Raw genomic sequence first — 22,703 nt, 5'->3', positions numbered from 1 at the left:
GGTCGTGCGGCGGGTCGCCCCGGCGTGTCACGATGGTCGGCGGTCCACCCGGGCCCGACGACGATGCTCCAGGACAGGGAGGTGGCCGCGATGCGCAGCAGCGAGCCCCCCAGTCACAGTCCCGAGGTCCCCGCCGCCTGATGCGCGACGGGGCCTCTGCCGACGTCCCTCGTCCGCACCACCCCGGGAGTCCGCCGTGACCGACCGTCGCCGCACCCAGCTCACCGCGCCCCTGACCGCGCTGAGCACCCTCACCCGCCGTCCCCGCCCGGGCGGTGCCGCGCCCGCGCCGGCACCCCGTCTCGAGCTGCCCGGACGGGCGTCCAAGCTGATCGACAACGCCGTCTACGAGAACGGCCGACGGATCGCCACCCCGGAGTCCCCGGCCGAGAGCCGGGAGTGGCTCACCGACGGGTTCGCCGAGGACCGGCTGGCCTGGCTGGGCCTCTACCGCCCCGAGCCGCACGAGCTGGGGGAGCTCGCCGAGCAGTACGACCTGCCCGAGCTGGCCGTCGAGGACGCGATCCACGCCCACCAGCGGCCGAAGTTCGAGCGCTACGGGGACACGCTGTTCGTCGTCCTCAAGGCCGCCCGGTACCTCGACGCCCGCGAGGAGGTCGAGTTCGGTGAGCTGCACCTGTTCCTCGGCCGCGACTTCGCGATCACCGTCCGGCACTCGGAGTCCCCGGACCTCGCCCGGGTGCGCCGTCGGCTGGAGAGCGACCCGGAGCTGCTGGGCAAGGGCAGCGAGGCGGTCCTCTACGCGATCCTCGACGCCGTGGTCGACGGGTACGCCCCGGTCGTCGAGGGCCTGGACAAGGACATCGACGAGATCGAGCTCGAGGTGTTCGGTGGGGACCCGCGGGTGTCCCGGCGCATCTACGAGCTCTCCCAGGAGGTCCTCGACGTCTCCCGGGCGACCGCGCCGCTGGCCGGGATCTGCGCCGCCATCGCCGCCGGCTTCGAGAAGTACGGCGTGGACGAGGACCTGCGGGCCTACCTGCGCGACGTCGCCGACCACGTCGCCGGCATCAACGAGCGGGTGGAGGGCTTCCGGCTCCAGCTGCGCGACATCCTCACCGTGAACGCGACCCTGGTCGCCCAGCGGCAGAACGAGGAGATGAAGACGCTCTCGGAGACCTCGATCGCCCAGGGCGAGGAGGTCAAGAAGATCTCCGCCTGGGCGGCCATCCTCTTCGCCCCGTCGCTGGTCGGAGGCGTGTACGGGATGAACTTCGAGCACATGCCCGAGCTGGGCTGGGTGTTCGGCTACCCGTTCGCGTTGGCCCTCATGTTCGGGGTCAGCTTCACCCTCTACGTGATCTTCAAGCGCCGCGACTGGATCTAGCGGTAGGGTGGGGACACAACTGCACAGGGGGTGATTGGTCTCGACTTCGGTCGTGGCATCAGGGGAAGCGGGCCGAGGAAGGCAACGATGAGCTCGTTAACCACGCGTTGCAAAACACACAAGCGCCGACTCCAGTCAGCGCGACTTCGCACTCGCTGCCTAAGCAGCCAGTGTGAGTCTGTCAGCCCGGGTTCTGCCATCGGCCCGGATCCTGGCATCAGCTAGATGGCTCCACCGTGCGGATCGGCCGCGGATCTGCACGGGACACCACACAGCGGCTGGGCCTGTCGTCCTGACTTGTTCGTGTGATCAGGAAGGCCAAGCAGGGACAGAGCGGACTGCGCTCGGAGAAGCCCTGGTGATGCGTCGAAGGACGCGGGTTCGATTCCCGCCACCTCCACCATCAGCACCACCCAGCCACCACCCCTGGCAGGACAGCGCCCGCACGGTCACCGACCGTGCGGGCGTTGTCGCGTCTACAGCTCGGTGCGCAGGACGGCGGCCGCCTGCGCGAGGGCGCGCATCTTGCCGGCCGCGGCGGCACGGGGCAGGTACTTCAGCCCGCAGTCGCTGGACAGCAGCAGCTTGTCCACGTCCACGTGGTCCAGCGCCCGGCGCACCCGGTCGGCGATCACCTCGGGGGTCTCCACCTCCGGCGTGGACAGGTCGAGCACGCCGAGGGCGATGCCCTTGCCGCGCAGCGGGGCGAGGGTGGCCGGGTCCAGGTGCGACTGCGCGGTCTCCAAGGAGATCGCGTCGGCCGGGACGTCGGCCAGCTCGGGCAGGAACGAGTAGCCCTCGGGGCGCTCGGCGACCATGGCGGCGTAGCCGAAGCACAGGTGCACGTGGGTGGTGCCGGCCGCGCCGGCCAGCGCCCGGTCGAGCACCTCGACCCCGTAGCGCTTGGCGACCTCGGGCCGGGCCTGCAGCCAGGGCTCGTCGAGCTGCACGATGTCGGCGCCGGCGGCGAACAGGTCGGCGATCTCCTCCCGGACGACGTCGGCGTAGGCCAGCGCCAGCAGCCGGTCGTCGCCGTAGAAGTCGTCCTGCGCCTGCTGGGCCATGGTGAACGGGCCCGGCACGGTGATCTTGACGGCCCGGTCGGTGTGCTCGCGGAGGAACCGGACGTCCTCGACCTGCACGGGCGAGGGACGGCGCAGCTCGCCGGTCACCCGGGGCACGTGCACGTCCAGGCCCGACCGGTTGCGCACCGTGCCGGGGTGGTCCAGGTCCAGCCCTGCGAGCGCGGTGGCGAAGTGGTTGGAGTAGGACTCGCGGCGGATCTCGCCGTCCCCGATCACGTCCAGCCCGGCCGCCTCCTGGGCGCGGATGGTGACCAGGGTGGCGTCGTCCTGGGCCTCCAGCAGGTGGTCGGCGGGGATGCGCCACAGCTCGGCGGCCCGCACCCGGGGCGGGAACTGGTGACCCAGCCGGTCGCGGTCGATCAGCCAGTCCGGCTGGGGCAGGCTGCCGACGACGGTCGTGGGCAGCGGGGGCAGCGTCGGGGGCATGGGGCGATCCTGCCGCAGACCGCGCGACCGGGGGTGGTCAGCAGGGGGTGGAGACGGGAGGGTGAGCCCCATCACCCCGACTGCTCGACGAGGAGCTGCTCGTGATCGAGAACGCGTTCTACACACCCGAGGCCCAGGGGGCCTACCAGCTGCACTCGCTGGGCAGCTTCGCGCTGGAGGAGGGCGGGGGCATCCCCGACCTGCAGCTGGCCTACGCCACGTACGGCGAGCTGAACGCCGCCAAGGACAACGCGATCCTGATCCCGACGTGGTTCAGCGGTACGCACGCGACCTGGGAGCAGGTCTACATCGGTCCCGGCCGGGCCCTGGACCCCACCCGGTGGTTCATCGTCGTGGTCAACCAGATCGGCAACGGGCTGTCGACCTCCCCGCACAACACCGACGACGCGTCGATCGCGATGGCCGCCTTCCCGAAGGTGCGGATCGGGGACGACGTCCGGGCCCAGCAGAAGCTGGCCGCCGAGCTGTTCGGCATCGAGCGGTGGGCGCTGGTCGTCGGCGGGTCGATGGGTGCCCAGCAGACCTGGGAGTGGGCGGTCCGCTTCCCCGAGCAGGTCGCCCGGGCGGCTCCGATCGCCGGCACCGCGCAGAACACCCCGCACGACTTCCTGTTCACCCGGGCGCTCCTGGACGCGATCACCTCCGACCCGGGGTGGGCCGGGGGTGCCTACCGGTCGAACACGGAGGTGGCCGACGGGCTGCGCCGGCACGCCGACATCTGGGCGATCATGGGCCTGTCGACCGAGTTCTGGCGCTCGGGGTTCTGGAAGGGCATCGAGCTGCCCGACGTCACGTGGGACACCTTCGAGGAGTTCCAGGAGCGCTTCGTCCAGGCCGTCTTCGGCGCGATGGACCCCAACTCGCTGCTGGTGCAGGGCTGGAAGTGGCAGCGCGGTGACGTCGCCCGCAACACCGGCGGCGACCTGGCCGCGGCACTGGGCCGGGTCACCGCGACCACGTTCGTGATGCCGATCGACGAGGACATGTTCTTCCCGCCCCGGGACTGCGCCGCCGAGCAGGCACTCACCCCGAACAGCGAGCTGCGGGTGCTGCCCAGCATCGCCGGGCACTTCGGGCTGTTCGGGTTCGAGAAGACCTACCTGGACGCCGTCGACAGCAACCTGTCGGAGCTGCTGGCCCGGCCGGTCTGACCCGCGGGTGCACGCTCGCTCTGGTCCGGGGGAGGGGTCGGGCAGAGCGAGCGTGCACCCGCCGTGTCACACCCTGGCGCCGGCACACGTCAGACGGGTGGGAGCACCACCGACCGACAGGAGCACCGACCGTGAAGACCATGACCTGCCGCCAGCTGGGCGGCCCCTGCGACACCGCGCACCGCGGCGAGAGCGCCGACGACGTGATCAACGCTCAGGACCAGCACCTCAAGGACGCCGAGAAGGCCGGGGACGCCGCCCACCAGCCGGCCCGGGACGACATGAAGAGCCGTTGGCGGCACCCGAAGAAGGCGATGGGTTGGTACAAGGGCGCGAAGCAGACCTTCGCCGAGCTGCCTGCGGACTGAGGGCCTCAGAGACCGCCGGACCGCGCCCAGAGCCGGGGGAGGTGCTCGGCGAACCAGGCCCGGTCCTCCTCCGGGAACTCCTCGCCGGTCGGGTCGGCGAACAACGAGACGCCGTCGGCGGGCACGCTGGTCCCGCGGGCGGTGAGCACCTCGTCGGCGACGTAGCCGAGGTCCTCGGCGTGCTCGAACTCCTCGTCGGTCCAGCTCAGCCCGGCCACCGCGTCGGGCTCGGCGAGCACGGCGTCGACGGCGGCGCGGCCCTGGTGCACCAGCCAGAAGCGGAAGTCCAGGAACGAGTCGTCGCTCATCCCGCCGTGCGCCAGGTAGCCCGCCGCCCAGACGCCCCAGTCGTTGGCCCGGGCGACCTGGGCGCGCAGCAGGGCACGGAAGGCGACCACCTCGTCGTCGGGCAGGCCTTCCAGCGCGGCGCGCACCCGGTCGGGGGTGGGCCCGGCGGTCTCGACCAGCTGCCAGAACGCGTCCTCGGTCACCGGGCCACCGTAGGACCTCCGAACTCCTGGGTCGGCGGCCGACCGGCGGGGGTGACCCGGGGCAGCTCGCTGGTCAGCAGCCGCACCGGGCGGCGCCGGCCGGGGCGCCGCGCGGCCAGGAAGTCCAGCGCGATGGCCGCCGTCCAGGACTGGTCCCGCGAGCCCAGCTGCTCGCCGGTGAGCGGCTCGTAGTACTCGGCGAAGTCGCAGTCCACCAGCTGGGCCAGCCCCGCCAGCCGCAGCGAGTTCGCGGCCTCCTGCTCCCCAGAGCGGTTCAGCGCCCAGGCCATCAGCCAGTTGAGCACCGGCCACTGCGGCCCACGCCAGTAGGTGCGCTCCCGGAAGTGCGGGGACGCCGGGGACACCGAGGGCACGACGGGCCAGCGCAGCCGGGAGTGCCCGCACCAGCGGGGGCCCAGCAGCAGGTCGCGCTGGCGGCGGATGAGCGCGTCGTCCCCACCGCACAGCAGCGGCGCGAACCCGGCGGCGGAGTCGACGTCGAGGTACTTCCCGGTGCGCAGGTCCAGGTCGCGGGCCAGGTCGGTGGCCGGGTCTACCGACCGCAGCACCCCGGTGCGGAACCGGCGGGCGATCGCCCGGGACTCCTCGACGCCCTCGACGATGCCGAGCTCGGCGCCGATGTCGGCCAGCAGGTCGCTGGCGGCGGCGAGCAGCGCGGACACCAGCACGTCGCCGACGACGAAGTCCCCGGTCGCCCGGTAGGCGGCGTCGTCGTAGCGGGCCCGGACCTTCTGCTCCAGCAGCCACAGGTAGCGGGCGTACTCGGCGTCCGAGGGGCGTTGCGAGGGGTCGGACACGTGCGCCAGGTCGCGGCGGACGAACGGCGGCATCTCCGGGCCGGGGTGCACGTGGGAGTAGGGGGCGTCCCAGCGGGGGGAGTCGTCCATCCCGGACTCCCAGCCGTGGTGGATCTCGACCAGGCCGTGGGCGTACGGGTCGCGGGCCGTGGCCAGGTAGCGGTGCCAGGCCAGCCACTGCGGGAACGTCTCGACGACGAAGGCCTCGGCCAGCTCCCGGTCGGGCCCCCCGCGGCGCCGGGCGTCGTGCAGGATCCGGGACAGCGCGATGACGTGGATCGGCGGCTGGGTGATGCCCGAGGTGAGCACCCCGGCCGGGCGGGCCGCGGCGACCTGGGTGCGCCAGCGGTCCGTGTCGGGGAAGTAGTCGCTGGGGGAGTGGAACAGGATGTGCGGGAGCATCCCGGTGGCCCACTGGCCCGAGAGCAGCGTCCGCAGCTCGGTCAGCGCCCGCGGCACCGAGACCGTCGCGATGCCCAGCGCCACGAAGCCGGCGTCCCAGCTCCACATGTGCGGGTAGAGCGTGGGTGAGGCGACGGTGAAGTCCCCGCGGTCGTTGCCCTTGAGCACGTAGCCGGCACGCCCGGCCATCAGCGCGACGTCGTTCGGGGTGGGCTGCGAGACCGTCATCGTGCTCCTCAGCGGTGGCCGAGTGCCGATCCTCGCCCGCGGCCGGGCCCTGACCAACCCGGGGTGGGTGCGAGCCGGGTCACGTGTCCCGGCGGCGACCTGCTCGTTGGGACGTCCGTGAGGGTCACCGGGGTCGTGCGCGCGGTGCGCCGCGTCGCCCCGGCCGACAGGGTCGTCGTCCCGGTCATCGTGCTGCTGGTCGTGGTCGCGAACCTGGTCGGCGCCGGCGTGGTGACCCTGCTGCTGCTCGGGGTGACCACCTCGGACTCCACCACCGCCCGGCTGGTCACCGCGGTCAGCGGCGCCGGCTACCTGCTGCTCGCTGTCCCGGTGGGCACCGTCTGGGGGCTGCGGCGCCAGCGGCGCACCAACGCCTGGTTGTGGTCGGGCCGTGAGCCCACCCCCGAGGAGGCGCTGATCGCGCTGCGGCTGCCCGCCGACGTGGCCCGGATCGTCGCGGTGGTCTGGGCGGTCGGGGCGGTGGGCATCGGCGTGGTCGCGGCGTCGGTCTACCCGCAGCCCCTCGTCGGGCTGCGCACCGGGCTGTCGGTCGTCCTCGGCGGGGTGGTGACCGCAGGCGTCACCCACCTGCTGGTCGCCCGGGCCGGCCGGCACGTGACCGCCCGGGCGCTGGCCGCGCACCCGCCGGAGGTGCCGCGGACGCTGTCGGTGCGCCGGCGCCTGCTGCTCACCTGGGGCCTGACCAGCGGGGTCCCCATGGTCGGGCTGGTGCTGCTGGTCCTGGACCCCACCGGGACGGGCACGCCGGGACGGTTCACCGCGCTGTTCCTGCCCGGGGTGAGCCTGGTCGTCGGGCTGTTGGCCACCCTGCTGGTCGCCCGCTCGGTGGGCACCCCGCTGGTGGTGCTGCGGCGGGCCGTCCAGCGGGTGGGGGAGGGGGAGACCGACGTCCGGGTGCAGGTCGACGACGCCGGGGAGATCGGGCTGCTGCAGACCGGGGTGAACTCGATGGCCGCCGGACTGGCCGAGCGGGAGCGGATGCGCGACCTGTTCGGCCGGCACGTCGGGGCCGACGTCGCGGCCCGGGCGTTGGAGAACGGCGTCGAGCTGGGCGGGGAGACCCGCACGGTGGCCGCGCTGTTCGTCGACGTCTCGGGCTCCACCACGCTGGCCGAGCAGGTCGGCCCGCAGGAGATGGTCGGCCTGCTCAACCGGTTCTTCGCCGTCGTCGTGGACGCGGTGTCCGCCGAAGGGGGCTTGGTCAACAAGTTCGAGGGCGACGCCGCGCTGTGCGTCTTCGGCGCCCCGGCGGCACTGCCCGACGCGGCCGGCTCGGCCCTGCGGGCGGCCCGGGCGGTCTGCGCGGCCGTGGCCGAGGCGGGGGAGGTCGACGTCGGCGTCGGAGTGGCCTGGGGCGACGTCGTCGCCGGTCAGGTCGGGGCGGCCAGCCGGCTGGAGTACACCGTCATCGGCGACGCGGTGAACACCGCGGCCCGGCTCACCGAGCTGGCCAAGGACCACCCGGGCCGGGTCGTCGCCTCCGACGCCGCGCTGGCGGCCGCGGACCCCGCCGAGCGGCGGTGGTGGTCCCGCGGCGAGGACGTCGTCCTGCGCGGGCGCTCCGAGCCGACGAGGACCTGGGTGGCCGCCTGACTCAGGCGTGCGAGCGGACGACGACGAGCACGTCCTCGCTCTGCAGGGTGCCGATCTGGGGGTCGTCGAAGCGCAGCGTGCGCCCGCCCCGGGTCACCGACAGCACCACGTCGCGCAGCTGACGGGCGCCCATGCCCACCTCCGAGGAGGACACGGTGCGCTGGGTGAGGTCCAGGCCGTGCCCGGAGGTGAGCAGGTCCTCGACCACGGCGACGACCCGCGGGCTGTCGGTGGCCAGGCCGAGCAGTCGGCCCGAGGTGGAGGAGGAGGTGATCACCGAGTCGGCGCCGGACTGGCGCAGCAGGCTGGCGTTCTCCTCCTCGCGCACGCTGGCGGTGATCGGCACGCTGGGGTTGAGCTGGCGCACGGTGAGGGTGATGAGGACGGCGGTGTCGTCCCGGTTGGCCGCGACGATGACCGCGCGGGCCTTCTCGATCGACGTCCGCTTGAGCACGTCGGCCCGGGTGGCGTCCCCGACGATGCCGGTCAGCCCGATCGAGTTGGCCTCCTCGATCATCGCCGGGCTGGGGTCGACGACCACGATGTGGTCCGGCGCGGTGCCGGTGGAGACCAGGGCGCGGATCGCGCTGCGGCCCTTGGTGCCGTAACCGCACACGATGACGTGCTGACGCACCGAGGACCTCCAACGGCGGACCCGGAACTCCTCGCGGGAGCGCGCGGTGAGCGCCTCCAGCGTGGTCCCGATGAGGATGAGCAGGAACAGCACGCGCAGCGGCGTGATGATGAGGATGTTCACCAGCCGGGCGCCCGGGGTGACCGGCGTGATGTCGCCGTAGCCGGTGGTCGAGAGGCTCACCGTGGCGTAGTACGTGGCGTCGAGCAGGGAGAGCTCGCCGCCGTTGTTGTCCCGGTAGCCGTCCCGGTCGAAGTACACGAGCAGCACGGTGGCCACCAGCACCACCGTGGCGATGACCACGCGCTTGCCGACCTGGCGGAACGGGGACTGCTCGGTGTGCGCCAGCTGCACGCCACCGTGGTCGTTCATCACCGACGCCGCCCCGTTGCCACGGCGAGGACGGTAGTGGGCCCCGGGCCCGCCGGTGCGCGGGGCACACCCCTCCGGGTCACCCGACCCGGGACCTCTCCAGGTCGCTGAGCTGGCGCTTGAGCACCTTGCCCGCGGCCGAGACCGGGATCGCGTCGGTGAACACGACGTCGCGCAGCCGCTTGTACGGCGTCACCCGGTCGTTGACCGCGGCCATCACCGACGCCGCGGTCAGTCCTGCCCCGGCGTCGTCGGCCCGGCGGACGACGTAGGCGACCGGCAGCTCCCCGGCGGCGTCGTCCGGACGGCCGACGACGGCGGCACCGGCGATCCCGGGGACGGCGTGCAGCAGCTCCTCGAGCTCGCGGGGGAAGACGTTGTAGCCCTTGTGGATCAGCATGTCCTTCGTCCGGTCGACCACCGCCAGGTAGCCGTCGGCGTCCAGCACCCCGACGTCCCCGGTGCGGAACCAGCCCTCGGCGTCGATCGCCCCGTCGGGTCTGCCGGCGTAGCCGCGCATGACCTGCGGCCCGCGCAGGTGGATCTCCCCGCGCTCCCCGGTGGGGACCGGTGCGCCGTCCTCCAGCGAGCGGATCTGCACCTCGGTGTCGAAGACCGGCAGCCCCACCGTGCCCGGCTTGCGCACCCCGGACCGGCTCACCGGGTTGCCGGTGGCCTGCATGGTGACCTCGGTCAGCCCGTACCCCTCGCCGATGACGACGTCGGGCAGCAGTGCCTGCAGCCGCTCGATCAGCGGCACCGGCAGCGGGGCGGCCCCGCTGGACAGCCCCCGCACCGAGGACAGGTCGGCCTCGGCGATGCCCGGCACCTGCAGCAGTGCGGCGAAGACCGGCGGTGCGCCGCCGATCGAGGTGACCCGGTGGGCGACGGCGTCGGCGACGTAGGCGACCGGGTCGAACCGCTCGTGGATGACGACGCTGGCCCCGGTGAGCACCTGCCCGTTGAGGTAGCCGATCACCCCCATCGCGTGGAACCACGGCGTCAGGTTGATCGAGCACGCGGTGCCCAGCCGGGTGGGGAACTCCTCGGCGCCGACGACCTGCTCGAGGGTCACGTCGCCCTCGTCGTCCCGGGCGGAGACCGAGCCGGAGGACCAGCACGCCGACTGCAGCACGTTGGTGACCACCTGGGCGTGCGGCAGCTCCACGCCCTTGCTCACCCCGGTGGTGCCGCCGGTGTAGGCCAGGTGCGCGAGGTCGGCGACCGGGTCGACGCCGGCGTCGCGGTGGGCGTCGGTGGGGTCGGCGCGCAGCAGCTCGGCCAGGCTGACCGGCCGGTCGGTGCGGCCGAGGTCGGGGAGCTCGACCGCCGCGTCGGGGTCGGCGACCTGCTGCGGGCCGGTGACCACCACGGTGGCCACGGCGGTGTCGGGCAGTGCGGCGCGCACCGCGGGCAGGCACGGCTCCCAGGTGACCAGCACCCGCGCCCGGGCGTCGGCCAGCTGGTGGGCGAGCTCGGCCGGGGGCAGCAGCGGGTTGGTGGGGGAGAACGTCGCGCCGGCCAGCAGCACCCCGTAGTAGACCGCCGGGTACTGCAGGCAGTTGGGCAGGTGCACCGCGACGACGTCGCCGCGGCCCACGCCCCGCTCGGCCAGGCCGGCCGCGACCGCGTGCGCCCGGCGGCCCAGCTCGGCGTAGCTCAGCGCCACGCCGTGCTGGGTGAACGCCGTCCGGTCGCCCCAACGGCGCACGGCGGCACGCAGCACCGACCCCACCGGGGCCAGCGGGTAGTCCAGGCTGCGCGGCAGTCCTGCGGGCCAGTGGTCGGTGGTGGTCTCCGGTGCCGCGGTCATGGACCCCAGCGTGGCCCGCGTCACACCAGCTGTCGAGCGGTGGACGGCGGGTGAGGATGGGCCGATGAGCAACGGGCGCACGGCACTGGTCCTCGGCGGCGGCGGCATCACCGGGATCGCGTGGGAGATCGGCGTGGTCACCGGGTTGGCCGACGCCGGGGTCGACCTGCGCACCGCCGACCTCGTCGTCGGCACCTCGGCGGGGTCGGTGGTGGGCACCCAGCTGCGCAGCGCCCTCGACGTGCACGAGCTGTTCGACCAGCAGCTGGCACCCCCCGTGGAGACCGGGCCGCCGGCGGCGATGGGCCGCGGGCTGGTGCTGTGCTTCGGCCTGGCCGTGCTGCGCCACCGCAAGCACGAGCAGGCCTTCCGTGCCCAGGTGGGCCGGCTGGCGCTGCAGGCCGAGGCCGCGGGGAAGACCCCCACCGAGCAGCAGCGCCGCGACGTGATCACCGCCCGGCTGCCGTCGAAGTCCTGGCCGGACCGCCCGCTCACCCTCACCGCCGTCGACGCCGAGACCGGCGCCTTCGAGACCTTCACCCGCGACTCCGGGGTCGACCTGGTGTCCGCGGTCGCGGCCAGCTGCGCCATCCCGGGCGTCTACCCGCCGGTGACCATCGGCGTGCGGCGCTTCGTCGACGGTGGGATGCGCTCGGTGGCCAACGTCGACCTGGCCACCGGCTACGACCGGATCGTCGTGCTCGCCCCGATCACCCGGGGCATCGGCCCGATGACCAGCGTGGACGCCCAGGTCACCGGGCTGGTCTCCCGGGTCGCGGTGGTCAGCCCGGACGCCGGGTCGAGGGCCGCGATCGGCAAGAACGTGCTGGACCCGGCCGCCCGCGCGGCCTCGGCGCGGGCCGGCCGGGCCCAGGCCGCAGCCGAGGTCGACCGGGTCCGCGAGGCCTGGGCGGGCTGAGAACCCACCCCCCCGATCGGGTGAGGTCACGTGCACCGAGCGTGACCACTCGCGGACACGGGTGTGGCGACTCGCTGTCGGTGTCCACCGGTGGTGGGACTGGGGTTGGCCGAGCGGCACATGTGGTGTCACGTTCCGTGTCCGCGGGGACGCCATGTCCCCGCTGTGCCCCCGCGAGGGGCTGAGGACGGGACGGGGTTCGTGCGGGTCGACGTGGTGCGTGCAGTGACGGCAGTGGTGCTGACAGCGGGAGTGCTGGTCGGGGGTGCAGGAGCGGCCTGGGCGACCGGTGTCGAGGCCTCTCCGGCGGCGGAGGTGACGACGGCCGACCCGGGACCGGCGACCGGCGGTGCACCGGACGAGCTGCCGGGCACCTCGGCGCCCGCGTCCTCCAGCGAGTCGGCCGCGCCGTCGACGTCGGCCGCCCCGACGACGGCCGCTCCGACGACGGCCGCCCCGACGACCGAGGCCCCGACGACCTCCGCTCCCGAGACCTCTGGTCCGGAGACCTCTGCTCCGGAGACCTCTGCTCCGGAGACCACCGCACCGACCGGGACCACGCCCCCTGCGCCGCCGTCGGGGACCCCGGAGCCCACGGACGGGGCCGAGCCCTCGACCGGTCTCCCGTCGACGGGCGGGACCACGGCCACCGCGTCCCGGGGGTGCCTCGGTGAGACGGCCGTCGTCGTCACCGTCCCCGGCCTGGAGGTCGGCACCCCGGTCACCGTGCTGGTCGAGGGCCTTGAGCCCGTGGCCGCCGTTGTCCTGCCCGACCGCCGGATCGTGGTGCAGACCGTGGGGCTGCTCGACGACGCGACGAGCGTCGCGATCACCGTCCGGGTGGAGGACCTCGTGTTCGTGACCTCCGCGACGGTCGCCGACGTGTGCACGGCCACCGGCACGATCACCGTCTCCCGGGACTGCCTGACGCCCGACCTCGTGACCGCGAGCGTCGACGTCACCGGACTGCAGGACGGCCGCGTGTACGGGGTCGCCGTGATCGGGGCGTCCTCCTCCGGCCAGCGGGTGGCCCTCGCCAGCGCCGACGTGGAACCGGCCGACGGCCGCCTGACCCGGACGTTGTCGCTCGTCAGCGACACCGGCTTCGTCCCGCTGGAGGCCATCTCGGGCTTCTCCCTCGTCGTCGACGGGGTGACCTACGCGTCGATCGCCGGAGACCTCGTCGAGCTGGGCAGCTGTGTCCCGGTGGCCCCGCTCCCCGTCGCCCCGGTCCCGGCCGCACCGGCCCCGGTCGTGCCGACGACCGGTGGCTCGACGCCCGCCCCGCACCCCGTCACCCGCCCGGCGGCGACCGGCACCGCTCCGGCGTCGACGACCGTGACGGCCCGCCCGACGACGCTGGCGACCACTGGCGACGAGGTCGGCAGCCTCGCTCTCCTGGGTGGCCTGGTGCTCGCCCTGGGTGTCGGCGCGACCGTCGCCGCCCGCCGTCCGGCGGCTCGCTGACCGGTCGGGTCGCGGGCCCCACGGCCCGCGGCCCGGCCCGGAGCGGAGCGGCCCCGCCCTCCGGTAGCACTCCTGGCACCCCGGGCGGATGATCACGTGGTTGAGAGTTGCAACGAACCACCCGGGGGAGAAAGCACCATGAGCGAGACCCAGTCCTCGGCGGCCGCATCGGCCACCCACCGGCGGGCGGTGACCAAGGCCGCGGCGCTGACCGCGGTCGGCGGCATCCTGTTCGGCTACGACACCGGTGTCATCGGCGGCGTCCTGCCGAACATCAGCGACGACTTCACCCTCGACACCCCGTTCCTGCAGGGGACGGTCGTGTCGATCCTGCTCGTCGGTGCCGCGGTGGGAGCGCTGATCGCCGGACGGGTGGCCGACACCCTCGGCCGGCGCCGGGCGATCATCGTGACGTCGGTCGTCTTCGTGGTCGCGCTCCTGCTGTCGATCGTCGCGCCCTCGTTCTGGGTGCTCCTGCTCTCCCGGTTCCTGATCGGCGTGGGCGTGGGGTCGGCGTCCTTCGTCGTCCCGGTCTACATCGGGGAGATCGCCCCGCCCGAGCGCCGCGGCGCCCTGGTCAGCCTGAACCAGCTGTCGGTGACCATGGGCATCCTGGTCAGCCAGCTGGTCGCCTACTTCCTGGCCGGCAGCGGCGACTGGCGGATCAGCGTGGGCCTGGCGCTGGCCCCAGCCGTCGTCCTGGGCCTGGGCATGATCCGCGAGCCGGAGAGCCCCGCCTGGCTGGTCCGCCAGGGCCGGGACGACGAGGCCCGGACGGTGCTGCGCACGCTGCGGGACTCCGAGGAGGCCATCGAGGCCGAGATCGACGAGATCCGCGGCACCGCCACCGAGGAGGAGAAGGGCGCCAAGCGCTCCCTGCTGGCGCCCAAGCTCCGGCCAGCGATGATCCTGGGCATCACGCTGGCCGTCGTCCAGCAGATCACCGGCGTGAACACCGTCATCTACTTCGCCCCGACCGTGCTGGAGAACGCCGGCCTGGGCGCGCAGGCCGCGCTGCTCGCGCTGCTCGTCGTCGGGCTCACCAACGTGGTCATGACGATCGTGGCGATCAAGGTCATCGACCGGGTCGGCCGCCGGGCGTTGCTGATCTGGGGCATGAGCGGCATGACCCTGGGCCTGATCGGGCTCGCCGTCGCGTTCCTCTTCGACATCAACGGCGCCGGGGCCATCGCCACCACGCTGGTGCTGGCGTTCTACGTCGGCTCGTTCGCGGTCAGCCTGGGCCCGGTGGTGTGGCTGCTGATCAGCGAGATCTTCCCGCTGGCGGTGCGGGGGCGGGCGTCCTCGGTGGCCACGATGGCGAACTGGATCGCCAACTTCGTGGTCGCGGTCAGCTACCTGTCGATCATCTCCGCGATCGGGGAGACCGCGACGTTCGGCGCCTACGCCGTCGTCACGGTGCTCTCGCTGGTCTACGTGGTGAAGGCGGTGCCGGAGACCAAGAACCGGAGCCTGTCCGACATCGAGCGCGAGCTGTCGCCGTCGTCCTAGCGGTCAGGGTTGACCGTCAGCCCGCGACCTGGCACACATGTCGCCATGGCTGACACGGTGCTCACCGAGGTGTCCGACGGCGTCGGGGTCCTCACCCTCAACCGCCCCGAGGCGAAGAACGCGGTCGACCTCGCGACCACGGAGGCGCTCGCCGCGGCGGTGGACGACTTCGACGCCCGGGACGACGTCACGGTCATGGTGCTCACCGGCGCCGGCGGGGTGTTCTGCGCCGGGATGGACCTCAAGGCCTTCGCCCGCGGCGAGCGGCCCTCGCTGCCCGGGCGCGGGTTCGCCGGGCTCACCGAGGCCCCGCCGGCCAAGCCGTTGATCGCCGCCGTCGAGGGCTGGGCGCTGGCCGGCGGGTTCGAGCTCGTGTTGGCCTGCGACCTGGTGGTGGCCTCCCGCGAGGCGCGCTTCGGCATCCCCGAGGTGAAGCGCTCCCTGGTCGCGGCCGGCGGCGGGGTGCTGCGGCTGCCCAAGACGCTGCCCTACCAGCGGGCGATGGAGCTGGCGCTGACCGGTGACCCGATGGGCGCCGAGGAGGCGCACCGGTTCGGTCTGGTCAACGCCCTCACCGAGCCCGGCGGCGCGCTCGCCGGCGCCCGCGAGCTCGCCGCCCGCATCGCCGTCAACGGGCCGCTGGCGATCAGGGCCACCAAGAGCCTGGTCGCCGGCGCCGTCCGCTGGACCGACCGGGACCTCCTGGACCACCAGGCCACCGTCACCGAGTCGGTGTTCTCCTCCGCCGACGCCCGCGAGGGTGCCGTCGCCTTCGCCGAGAAGCGCCCCCCGGTCTGGCGCGGCGTCTGAGCGCCGCCGAGTGACAGCTGAGCGGGCGCACCACCCGCTCCGGTGCCCCTTCAGCTGTCACTCAGTGCGGCAGCGATGCGAGCGATGAGCTCGGCCGGACGGAGCAGGTCGGCGGCCGTCACGAAGAGCACCCGCCAGCCTGCTGCCTGCAACGCCTCGATGCGCCGACGGTCCGCGGCCACCTGACGGGTGTGCCACGCGCCCTCGTACTCCAGAGCGAGCCGACGTCCCGGCCACGCGAAGTCCGTCCGGGCCACGAAGCGGCCGCCGATCCGTACCTCGTGCTGCGCGACGGGTCGAGGGAGCCCGGAGAACCGGATGACGAGCCGCAGCCTGGTCTCCTGAGGTGATCCGGCCAGTCCGTCAGCGAGGTCCAGGGCCGCCCGAGCCCCTCGGCACCCGCGGCCGGTCATCACCGAAGCGGCGTCCTGCAACCAGTCGAGCCGCGTGACCCGGGCTCCGAGGAAGCGGTCCAGCAGGACGACGCCCTCGACCAGCGGGAGGTCGGCCGCGAGCCCGAGAGCGGTGACCTCTGCGGTCGTCACCGCCACCCCGGACCGCTGGGTCACCGATGCGCGCGGGAGGGTGCGGCGGCGGACCCGTACGGCAGGGCAGTCCGCCCGGGGGGCACCGGGGCGGACGGTGAGCTCGACCGGGTCGGTCGGCCCGGCGAGGTCGTCCAGCCCCCAGAGGACCCCGGCGCTGGCACCGGACACCACGGCGTGCGGGAGGAGCAGCCCGGCCGCAGCACGGGCGAGGAGCTCGTGGTCGACCACCGCACCGGCCGCGACGTGGATCCCGGGGAGGATCCGCCGCCATCGGGGCCCGCGCAGGTCGTCGACGGTCAACAGTCCACCGTCGACCGCCGTCCGACCCCGGAACGGCTGGTCGCCGAACGGGTGCGCTCGACGGGCCGGGGTCACCGGGGCAGCGTCCCCGAAGCGGGCCTGCCCGGGAGACCGCCTGTGGACAGGCCGCCGAGTGACTGCTGAGGGGGCGCGCGACGAGCGCCTGCACCCGCTCAGCTGTCACTCGACGCTCAGACCGCCGGGTCGGCGACCAGGGAGCCGGCGGAGTGCTCCTGGCGGAGCTGGGTCTTGAGCACCTTGCCGCTGGGGTTGCGGGGGAGGGCGCCGACGACGGAGAACTCGCGGGGGCACTTGTAGCCGGCCAGCCGCTCGCGGCACCAGGCGGTCAGCTCGGCCGGGGTGGGGGGAGCGGCCGGGTCGCGCGGGGCGACGACGGCCAGCGGCGCCTCGCCCCAGCGGGTGTCGGGCACCCCGATGAGCGCGACCTCGGCGACGCCGGGGTGCGCGGCGAGCACGTCCTCGACCTCGGCGCAGTACACGTTCTCGCCTCCGGAGATGATCATGTCCTTCTTCCGGTCGACGACGAAGAAGTAGCCGTCCTCGTCCTGCCGCACCAGGTCGCCCGAGTGGAACCAGCCGCCGGCGAAGGCCTCCGCGGTCTCTGCGGGCTTGCCCCAGTACTCGCGCATGACCATCGGCGAGCGGTAGACGATCTCGCCGACCTCCCCGCGCGGGACGTCGACCATCGCCTCGTCCACGACCCGCACCTCCACGTTGAGGATCGGGGTGCCGACGGAGCCGATCTTGCGCAGCGCGTCCTCCCCGCGGAGCAGGCAGGTCACCGGGGAGCACTCGGTCTGGCCGAACGCGGTGACCATCTCGGCCTGGGGGAAGGCCGCCAGCATCGCGCGCAGCAGCGACGTCGACGCCGGGGCCGCACCCCACGAGATCCGCCGCAGCCGGGAGAGGTCGCGCCCGGCGAGGTCCGGGACGGCGACGACCGCCTGCCAGGCCGCCGGGACGAAGAAGCAGGAGGTGACCTGCTCGGCCACCATCTCGTCCAGCGTCGCCGCCGGGTCGAAGGCGCCGGACCGGGTGATCACGAACGTGCCGCCGATGAGCAGGTTCGGCAGCATCCCGGCCACCGCGGCGATGTGGAAGAGCGGGGCCCCGTAGAGGGTCGTCCGGTCGTCGGGGGACCAGCCCAGGTGGGTCATGTGGCTGACGGCGTGCATCAGCAGGTTGCGGTGGGTGAGGACGGCGCCCTTGGGCTTGCCGGTGGTGCCCGAGGTGTACATCAAGAACGCGGGGTCGGCCTCCTCCACGACGTGCTCCACCGGGGTCGGGTCGGCCGCGGCCAGCGCCGCCTCGAACGCCGGACCGACGGTGAGCACCGAGGTGACCGCGGGTGCCCGGTCCCGGGCCTTCGCGGCGGTGTCGGCGGTCGCCGGGTCCACCACGAGCGCAACGGCGCCGGAGTCGGCGAGCACGTAGGCCACCTCGTCGGCGACCAGCCGGAAGTTCACCGGGACGGCGATGGCCCCCAGCCGCACGGTCGCGAGGTACGTCTCCACCACCTCGAGCCCGTTGAGCGCGAGCACCGCGACCCGGTCGCCGTGCCCGACGCCGGCGGCGGTGAGCACGGCGGCCAGCCGGGTGACCCGCTCGTCGAGCTCGGCGTAGGTGCGACCGGTGCCGGCGAAGCGGAGGGCGACGGCGTCCGGGGTGGACCGGGCGTGCCGGGCGACCTGGTCGGAGATCGTCATCCCGCGCCAGCTCTGGGTGGTGGTCATCGCGGGGGCTCCCTGGTGCGCGGCGGGCGGGTGACGTGGGCCATGCTGTCGGCACCGCTGGAGACGGTCAACCCTGACTGTCGCCGATCGAGGAGGAGAGCTCGTGGACGTCACCGATGCCGTCGCCGTCGTCACCGGAGGGGCCTCGGGCCTCGGCCTGGCCACCGCGAAGCGGCTGCGCGCCGCCGGCGCGCAGGTCGTGCTGCTGGACCTGCCCGGCTCGGCCGGGGAGCAGGTCGCCGGCGAGCTCGGCGCGCACTTCGCCGCCACCGACGTCACCGACACCGCCCAGGTCGAGGCGGCGCTGGACCAGGCCGTCGAGCTCGGTCCGCTGCGCGTGGTGGTCAACTGCGCCGGGATCGGCAACGCGGTGAAGACCGCGGGGAAGAAGGGCCCGTTCCCGCTGGAGGCCTTCCAGAAGGTCGTCGCGGTCAACCTGTTCGGCACGTTCAACGTCATCCGGCTGGGCGCCCAGCGGATGCTCGACGTGGACCTGCTCGGCGAGGAGCGCGGCGTCATCGTCAACACCGCCTCGGTGGCCGCGTTCGACGGCCAGATCGGGCAGGCGGCCTACTCCGCGTCCAAGGGCGGCATCGTCGGCATGACGCTGCCGATCGCCCGCGACCTGGCGCAGTACGCGATCCGGGTGGTCACCATCGCGCCCGGGCTGTTCAACACCCCGCTGCTGGCCGGGCTGCCCGAGGAGGCCAAGGCGTCCCTGGGTGCCCAGGTGCCGCACCCGGCCCGGCTCGGTGAGCCCGACGAGTTCGGCGCGCTGGCCGCACACATCGTGGCCAACCCGATGCTCAACGGCGAGACGATCCGGCTCGACGGCGCGATCCGGATGGCGCCCCGCTAGGACTCCAGCAGCTCCCTGGCCAGCGACTGCCACATCGCCACGTGGGGGTCGGTGGCCGGGGGGCGGTCCTCGAAGGCGTAGGCGATGGCCACCCCGCGCATCGAGGTGAAGAGCAGCTCGGAGACCACCGGGTAGCGCGGCGACGACGTCACGGTCGGGCCCCAGATGCGGTCCCCGACCCCGCGGATCGCCGCCCGCAACCGGCGCTCCTGCGGGCGCAGTGCCGCCCGCAGGGCCGCGTCGGTGCGGGCGGCGTTCCACAGCTCCATGGCCGCCCAGAACGGCGGCTCGAAGAACGTCGCCCAGATGAGCTCGACGCAGCGGTCCACCCGCTCGGCGGGGTCGGTGATGGCCGCACCCACCTCGACGGCGTGGTCGGCGGCCTCGGTCAGCATCGTCTCGGCCAGGTGGGAGGTGGCCGCGACCAGCAGCTCCTCCCGGGACGGGAAGTGGTGCAGCAGCCGGCCGCGGGACACCCCGGCCCGGGCCTGCACGGCCAGCGTCGAGGCCCCGGCGTAGCCGTCGGAGACCAGGCAGGCGACGGCGGCGTCGAGGATCAGCGCGCGGCTGTCGGCGCTGCGTTCGCTGCGGCTGCGGGTCTGCACCGCGACAGCCTACGCAGGTGACAGTCAGGGTTGACCGTTCCGTGACCCGGCCGGAGGATGCCCGACGTGGACTTCGACGACACACCCGACGAGGCCGCCTACCGGGCGCGCGTGCGGGACCTGCTGGCCGAGCACGCCGCCGACCTGGTGCACCTCGATGCCGGCGAGGAGGCCGGGGACGCCGCCGAGCAGGAGCAGGCGTTGCGCCGCACGCAGCGGGTGCTCGCCGACGCCGGGCTGGTCGGGGTGGCCTGGGCCGCCGAGCACGGGGGACAGGCCGGCAGCCTGGCCCAGCAGGCGATCGTGGGCCAGGAGCTGGCCCGCGCCCGGGTGCCCGCGCTGATCAACCACATCGGGCTGGGCATGTGCGGGCCGACCGTGGTCGCGCACGGCACCCCCGAGCAGCACGAGCGCTACCTGGCCCGGCTGCTGCGGGCCGACGACGTCTGGTGCCAGCTGTTCAGCGAGCCGGCCAGCGGCTCGGACCTCGCCGCACTGCGCACCACCGCCGTCCGCGACGGCGAGGACTGGGTGGTCAACGGGCAGAAGGTCTGGACGACGCTCGCGCACGTCGCCGACTTCGGCATCCTGCTGACCCGCACCGACCCCGGGAAGCCCAAGCACGCCGGGCTGACCATGTTCGTGGTCGACATGCACGCCCCCGGGGTGACGGTCCGGCCGCTGCGCCAGATGGGCGGGCAGTCGGACTTCAACGAGGTGTTCTTCGACGACGTCCGGATCCCCGACAGCGAGCGGCTCGGCGAGCCCGGCGAGGGCTGGCGGGTCGCGCTGACCACGCTGCTCAACGAGCGGGTGGCGGTCGGCGGCGGCGGCAACGACCTGGGGCTGTCGGTGGAGTCGCTGGCCCGGCTGGCTGCCGCGAAGCTGCCCGGGCTCACCCCCGAGCGCCGGGTGCTGGCCCGGCAGGCGATCGGTCGGGCCGCCGTCGCCGCGCTCGGCAACCGGTACACCGGCTACCGCCGGCTCACCGCGATCAGCCAGGGCGGGCTGCCCGGGCCCGAGGCCAGCGCCGGCAAGCTCGCCGGCACCGCGGCCTCCCGGCTGGTCTCCGACGCCGGGGTCCGGCTGCTGGGCGACGACGCCGTCTTCGCCGTCGGCACGGGGGACGACGGCACTGGGGAGGACGGAGCCGGCCGCTGGCAGCGCAACCAGGCCTGGCTGCCCGGCATCGCGATCGCCGGGGGCACCGACGAGGTGCTCCGCAACATCATCGGCGAGCGGGTGCTGGGGCTCCCGCCGGAGCCGCGCGAGGACAAGCACCGTCCCTTCGACGCCGGGAGCCGGGCGTGAACTTCGACCTCGACCAGGACCAGCTCGACGCCGCCGCCGGGGCGCGCCGGTTCTTCACCGAGCAGGCCTCCCCGGCCGCCGCCCGCGCGGCGCTGGAGGACGGACCGGTGCAGCCGGGCCGGCAGGCGCTGGCCGACATCGGGTTCCTCGGGATCACCGTGGCGGAGTCCCTCGGTGGGGGCGGCGGTGCGCTGCTGGACCTCGCCGTCGTCGCCGAGCAGGCCGGTGCGGTGCTGGCCGGTCCCTCGCTGGTCACCGCGGCCCGTGCCGCGGTGCTGCTGGCGGAGGAGCCCGAGCTGGCCGCCGCGCTGGCCGACGGGTCACGGGCCCTCTGCGTGGTGGACGGGTCGTCCCCGGCGCTGGACGCGGTCGGGGCCGACACGTTCCTGGCCCTCGTCGACGGCGACCTCGTGGTGGGGCGCGGCACCGTGGTCACCGGGCAGCCGATGGACGCCACCCGGGGCCTCGGCGTCGTCACGCTCACCGACCCGCGGGTGCTCGTGCCCGACGCCGCGGCGCTGTGGGCCCGGGCCCGGGACGTCGCCCTGGTCGTGCTGGCCGCCGAGGACCTGGGCACGGCCGGGAGGGCCGTCGAGGTGGGCGTGGCCTACGCGAAGGAGCGGCACGCCTTCGGCCGGGCGATCGGCAGCTACCAGGCGGTCAAGCACTCCCTGGTCGACGCCTGGGTCGGGGTCGAGCAGCTGCGCTCGCTGGTCTGGTGGTCGGCCTGGGCCGCCGACCGCGCCCCCGACGAGCTGCCGTTGGCCGCAGCCGCCGCGAAGGCGTTCGCCGCGGAGACCCTGGAGCGGGCCGCGGAGACCTGCATCCAGGTGCACGGCGGCACCGGGTTCACCTGGGAGCACGACGCGCACCTGTACTGGCGGCGGGCCAAGGTCGACCGGCTGCTGCTGGGCGACGCCGCCGAGCACCACGACGTCGTCGCCGGCCTCGTGCTCGCCGGGGCGCTGTCGTGAGCGACTGGAGCCAGGTCGTCTGGGCCGTGGACGGCGGGGTCGGCACGTTGACCCTGGACCGGCCGGACCGGCGCAACGCCTACACCCCGGTGATGGCCCGCGAGCTGGGCGAGGTGGCCGCGGTGGCCGATGCCGACGACGCGGTCCGGGTCGTGGTGGTGACCGGCACCGGACGGGACTTCTGCGTCGGGGCCGACCTGCAGGGGGCGGGCACCTTCGACCGCAGCGCCCAGGCCGCGCAGGCCGGCACCATCGACGGGGTCGCCCGCGACTGGGGTGGCATCGGTGCGCTGCCGTTCGCCGCGCTGCGCAAGCCGGTGATCGCCGCGGTCAACGGTGCCGCGGTGGGCATCGGCGCCACGATGATCCTGCCGATGGACGTCCGGATCGCCGGGGAGTCGGCCCGCTTCGGCTACGTCTTCGCCCGCCGCGGGATCGTCCCGGAGGCCGCCTCGAGCTGGTTCCTGCCGCGGGTGGTGGGGATCAGCCAGGCCATGGAGTGGGTGGCGACCGGGCGGGTGTTCGACGCCGCCGAGGCGCTGCGCGGTCGCCTGGTGTCCCGCGTCGTCCCCGATGCCGAGCTGCTGGACACCGCCTACGCGCTGGCCCACGAGATCGCCGACAACACCTCCGGGGTCTCCGTGGCGGCGTCCCGGCAGCTGCTGTGGTCGATGTTGTCGGCGTCCAGCCCGTGGGACGCGCACCGGGCCGAGTCCCGGGCGCTGGTCGAGCTCGGCGCCGGGGCCGACGCCGCGGAGGGCGTGGCCTCCTTCCTGGAGAAGCGCCCCGCGGTGTTCACCGCCCCGCTGGACGGCATCGGCCAGGGCTGGCCCGCACCCCCGCCGGACCTGGCCTGACCAGAGACCGGGTGGT

Annotated in this window: 20 protein-coding genes and 1 other RNA gene; 13 read left to right on the top strand and 8 right to left on the bottom strand. The window is 74.1% G+C overall.

What is annotated here, in order from left to right; genetic code table 11:
* The first annotated feature begins 196 nt into the window (after positions 1–196).
* Positions 197–1,348 (top strand): magnesium and cobalt transport protein CorA, encoded by a 1,152-nt coding sequence (locus ASG36_RS04035; RefSeq protein WP_055759744.1) that lies wholly within the window; start codon positions 197–199, stop codon positions 1,346–1,348.
* Between the two features lie 26 nt (positions 1,349–1,374).
* Positions 1,375–1,751, top strand: a transfer-messenger RNA (tmRNA) gene (gene ssrA, locus ASG36_RS21365).
* A 73-nt stretch (positions 1,752–1,824) separates the two neighbouring features.
* On the opposite strand, the gene ASG36_RS04030 is transcribed toward ssrA, so the two are convergent.
* On the bottom strand, positions 1,825–2,859 hold the full coding sequence (locus ASG36_RS04030) for a uroporphyrinogen decarboxylase family protein (RefSeq protein ID WP_055759741.1): 1,035 nt from the start codon (positions 2,857–2,859) through the stop codon (positions 1,825–1,827).
* A gap of 101 nt (positions 2,860–2,960) precedes the next feature.
* Between ASG36_RS04030 and ASG36_RS04025 the strand changes: the two genes are divergently transcribed.
* On the top strand, positions 2,961–4,031 hold the full coding sequence (locus ASG36_RS04025; RefSeq protein WP_055759738.1) for an alpha/beta fold hydrolase: 1,071 nt from the start codon (positions 2,961–2,963) through the stop codon (positions 4,029–4,031).
* A gap of 140 nt (positions 4,032–4,171) precedes the next feature.
* Positions 4,172–4,399 (top strand): hypothetical protein, encoded by a 228-nt coding sequence (locus tag ASG36_RS04020; RefSeq protein ID WP_200944320.1) that lies wholly within the window; start codon positions 4,172–4,174, stop codon positions 4,397–4,399.
* 5 nt (positions 4,400–4,404) lie between these two features.
* On the opposite strand, the gene ASG36_RS22150 is transcribed toward ASG36_RS04020, so the two are convergent.
* Both ASG36_RS22150 and ASG36_RS04010 read right to left on the bottom strand, forming a co-directional pair.
* A complete protein-coding gene (locus ASG36_RS22150; RefSeq protein WP_055759732.1) occupies positions 4,405–4,890 on the bottom strand; it encodes a DUF4240 domain-containing protein in 486 nt (161 codons plus the stop codon).
* Positions 4,887–6,338 (bottom strand): glycoside hydrolase 100 family protein, encoded by a 1,452-nt coding sequence (locus ASG36_RS04010; protein WP_055759729.1) that lies wholly within the window; start codon positions 6,336–6,338, stop codon positions 4,887–4,889. The genes ASG36_RS22150 and ASG36_RS04010 overlap by 4 nt, the downstream gene beginning before the upstream one ends.
* 117 nt (positions 6,339–6,455) lie before the next feature.
* Between ASG36_RS04010 and ASG36_RS04005 the strand changes: the two genes are divergently transcribed.
* A complete protein-coding gene (locus ASG36_RS04005; protein ID WP_200944319.1) occupies positions 6,456–7,952 on the top strand; it encodes an adenylate/guanylate cyclase domain-containing protein in 1,497 nt (498 codons plus the stop codon).
* Between the two features lies 1 nt (position 7,953).
* Here the strand turns inward: ASG36_RS04005 and ASG36_RS04000 are convergent, their stop codons facing one another.
* Together ASG36_RS04000 and ASG36_RS03995 are read right to left on the bottom strand one after the other, a co-directional pair.
* Positions 7,954–8,940, bottom strand: coding sequence for a TrkA family potassium uptake protein (locus tag ASG36_RS04000; RefSeq protein ID WP_235494550.1), 987 nt, complete (start codon positions 8,938–8,940; stop codon positions 7,954–7,956).
* 97 nt (positions 8,941–9,037) lie between these two features.
* Positions 9,038–10,771, bottom strand: coding sequence for a class I adenylate-forming enzyme family protein (locus tag ASG36_RS03995; RefSeq protein ID WP_055762374.1), 1,734 nt, complete (start codon positions 10,769–10,771; stop codon positions 9,038–9,040).
* Positions 10,772–10,835: 64 nt separating this feature from the next.
* Here ASG36_RS03995 and ASG36_RS03990 point away from each other — a divergent pair, with 64 nt between their 5' ends.
* The 4 genes from ASG36_RS03990 to ASG36_RS03975 all read left to right on the top strand — a co-directional run bounded on the left by ASG36_RS03990 (position 10,836) and on the right by ASG36_RS03975 (position 15,479).
* Positions 10,836–11,690: a patatin-like phospholipase family protein gene (locus ASG36_RS03990; RefSeq protein WP_055759723.1), complete on the top strand. Its 855-nt coding sequence runs from the start codon at positions 10,836–10,838 to the stop codon at positions 11,688–11,690.
* A 315-nt stretch (positions 11,691–12,005) separates the two neighbouring features.
* On the top strand, positions 12,006–13,157 hold the full coding sequence (locus ASG36_RS03985; RefSeq protein WP_162245166.1) for a hypothetical protein: 1,152 nt from the start codon (positions 12,006–12,008) through the stop codon (positions 13,155–13,157).
* A 138-nt stretch (positions 13,158–13,295) separates the two neighbouring features.
* A complete protein-coding gene (locus ASG36_RS03980; protein WP_082522764.1) occupies positions 13,296–14,669 on the top strand; it encodes a sugar porter family MFS transporter in 1,374 nt (457 codons plus the stop codon).
* A gap of 45 nt (positions 14,670–14,714) precedes the next feature.
* Positions 14,715–15,479: a crotonase/enoyl-CoA hydratase family protein gene (locus tag ASG36_RS03975; protein WP_055759718.1), complete on the top strand. Its 765-nt coding sequence runs from the start codon at positions 14,715–14,717 to the stop codon at positions 15,477–15,479.
* Positions 15,480–15,529: 50 nt separating this feature from the next.
* Here ASG36_RS03975 and ASG36_RS03970 read toward each other — a convergent pair whose 3' ends face one another.
* Positions 15,530–16,327, bottom strand: coding sequence for an endonuclease domain-containing protein (locus ASG36_RS03970; protein ID WP_235494548.1), 798 nt, complete (start codon positions 16,325–16,327; stop codon positions 15,530–15,532).
* 191 nt (positions 16,328–16,518) lie between these two features.
* Positions 16,519–18,081: a long-chain-fatty-acid--CoA ligase gene (locus ASG36_RS03965; RefSeq protein ID WP_055759711.1), complete on the bottom strand. Its 1,563-nt coding sequence runs from the start codon at positions 18,079–18,081 to the stop codon at positions 16,519–16,521.
* A gap of 103 nt (positions 18,082–18,184) precedes the next feature.
* Between ASG36_RS03965 and ASG36_RS03960 the strand changes: the two genes are divergently transcribed.
* The gene (locus ASG36_RS03960; RefSeq protein WP_055759709.1) at positions 18,185–18,940 is read left to right on the top strand and encodes a 3-hydroxyacyl-CoA dehydrogenase; all 756 of its coding nucleotides are present in this window, start codon (positions 18,185–18,187) and stop codon (positions 18,938–18,940) included.
* On the opposite strand, the gene ASG36_RS03955 is transcribed toward ASG36_RS03960, so the two are convergent.
* Positions 18,937–19,545: a TetR/AcrR family transcriptional regulator gene (locus tag ASG36_RS03955; RefSeq protein WP_082522763.1), complete on the bottom strand. Its 609-nt coding sequence runs from the start codon at positions 19,543–19,545 to the stop codon at positions 18,937–18,939. The two genes, ASG36_RS03960 and ASG36_RS03955, sit on opposite strands and share 4 nt — an antisense overlap.
* A 57-nt stretch (positions 19,546–19,602) precedes the next feature.
* On the opposite strand from ASG36_RS03955, the gene ASG36_RS03950 reads away from it, so the two are divergent.
* Genes ASG36_RS03950 through ASG36_RS03940 form a run of 3 tightly spaced genes read left to right on the top strand, consistent with a single transcriptional unit; the run spans position 19,603 to position 22,687 of the window.
* A complete protein-coding gene (locus tag ASG36_RS03950; protein ID WP_369794064.1) occupies positions 19,603–20,856 on the top strand; it encodes an acyl-CoA dehydrogenase family protein in 1,254 nt (417 codons plus the stop codon).
* A complete protein-coding gene (locus ASG36_RS03945; RefSeq protein ID WP_055759704.1) occupies positions 20,853–21,830 on the top strand; it encodes an acyl-CoA dehydrogenase family protein in 978 nt (325 codons plus the stop codon). The genes ASG36_RS03950 and ASG36_RS03945 overlap by 4 nt, the downstream gene beginning before the upstream one ends.
* On the top strand, positions 21,827–22,687 hold the full coding sequence (locus tag ASG36_RS03940) for an enoyl-CoA hydratase-related protein (protein WP_055759701.1): 861 nt from the start codon (positions 21,827–21,829) through the stop codon (positions 22,685–22,687). Before ASG36_RS03945 ends, ASG36_RS03940 begins: the two co-directional genes overlap by 4 nt.
* Positions 22,688–22,703: the final 16 nt, after the last annotated feature.

The organism is Geodermatophilus sp. Leaf369, from assembly GCF_001424455.1.
In the GTDB taxonomy this organism is placed as follows: domain Bacteria; phylum Actinomycetota; class Actinomycetes; order Mycobacteriales; family Geodermatophilaceae; genus Klenkia.
This window is presented reverse-complemented; position numbering and strand designations above follow the sequence as displayed.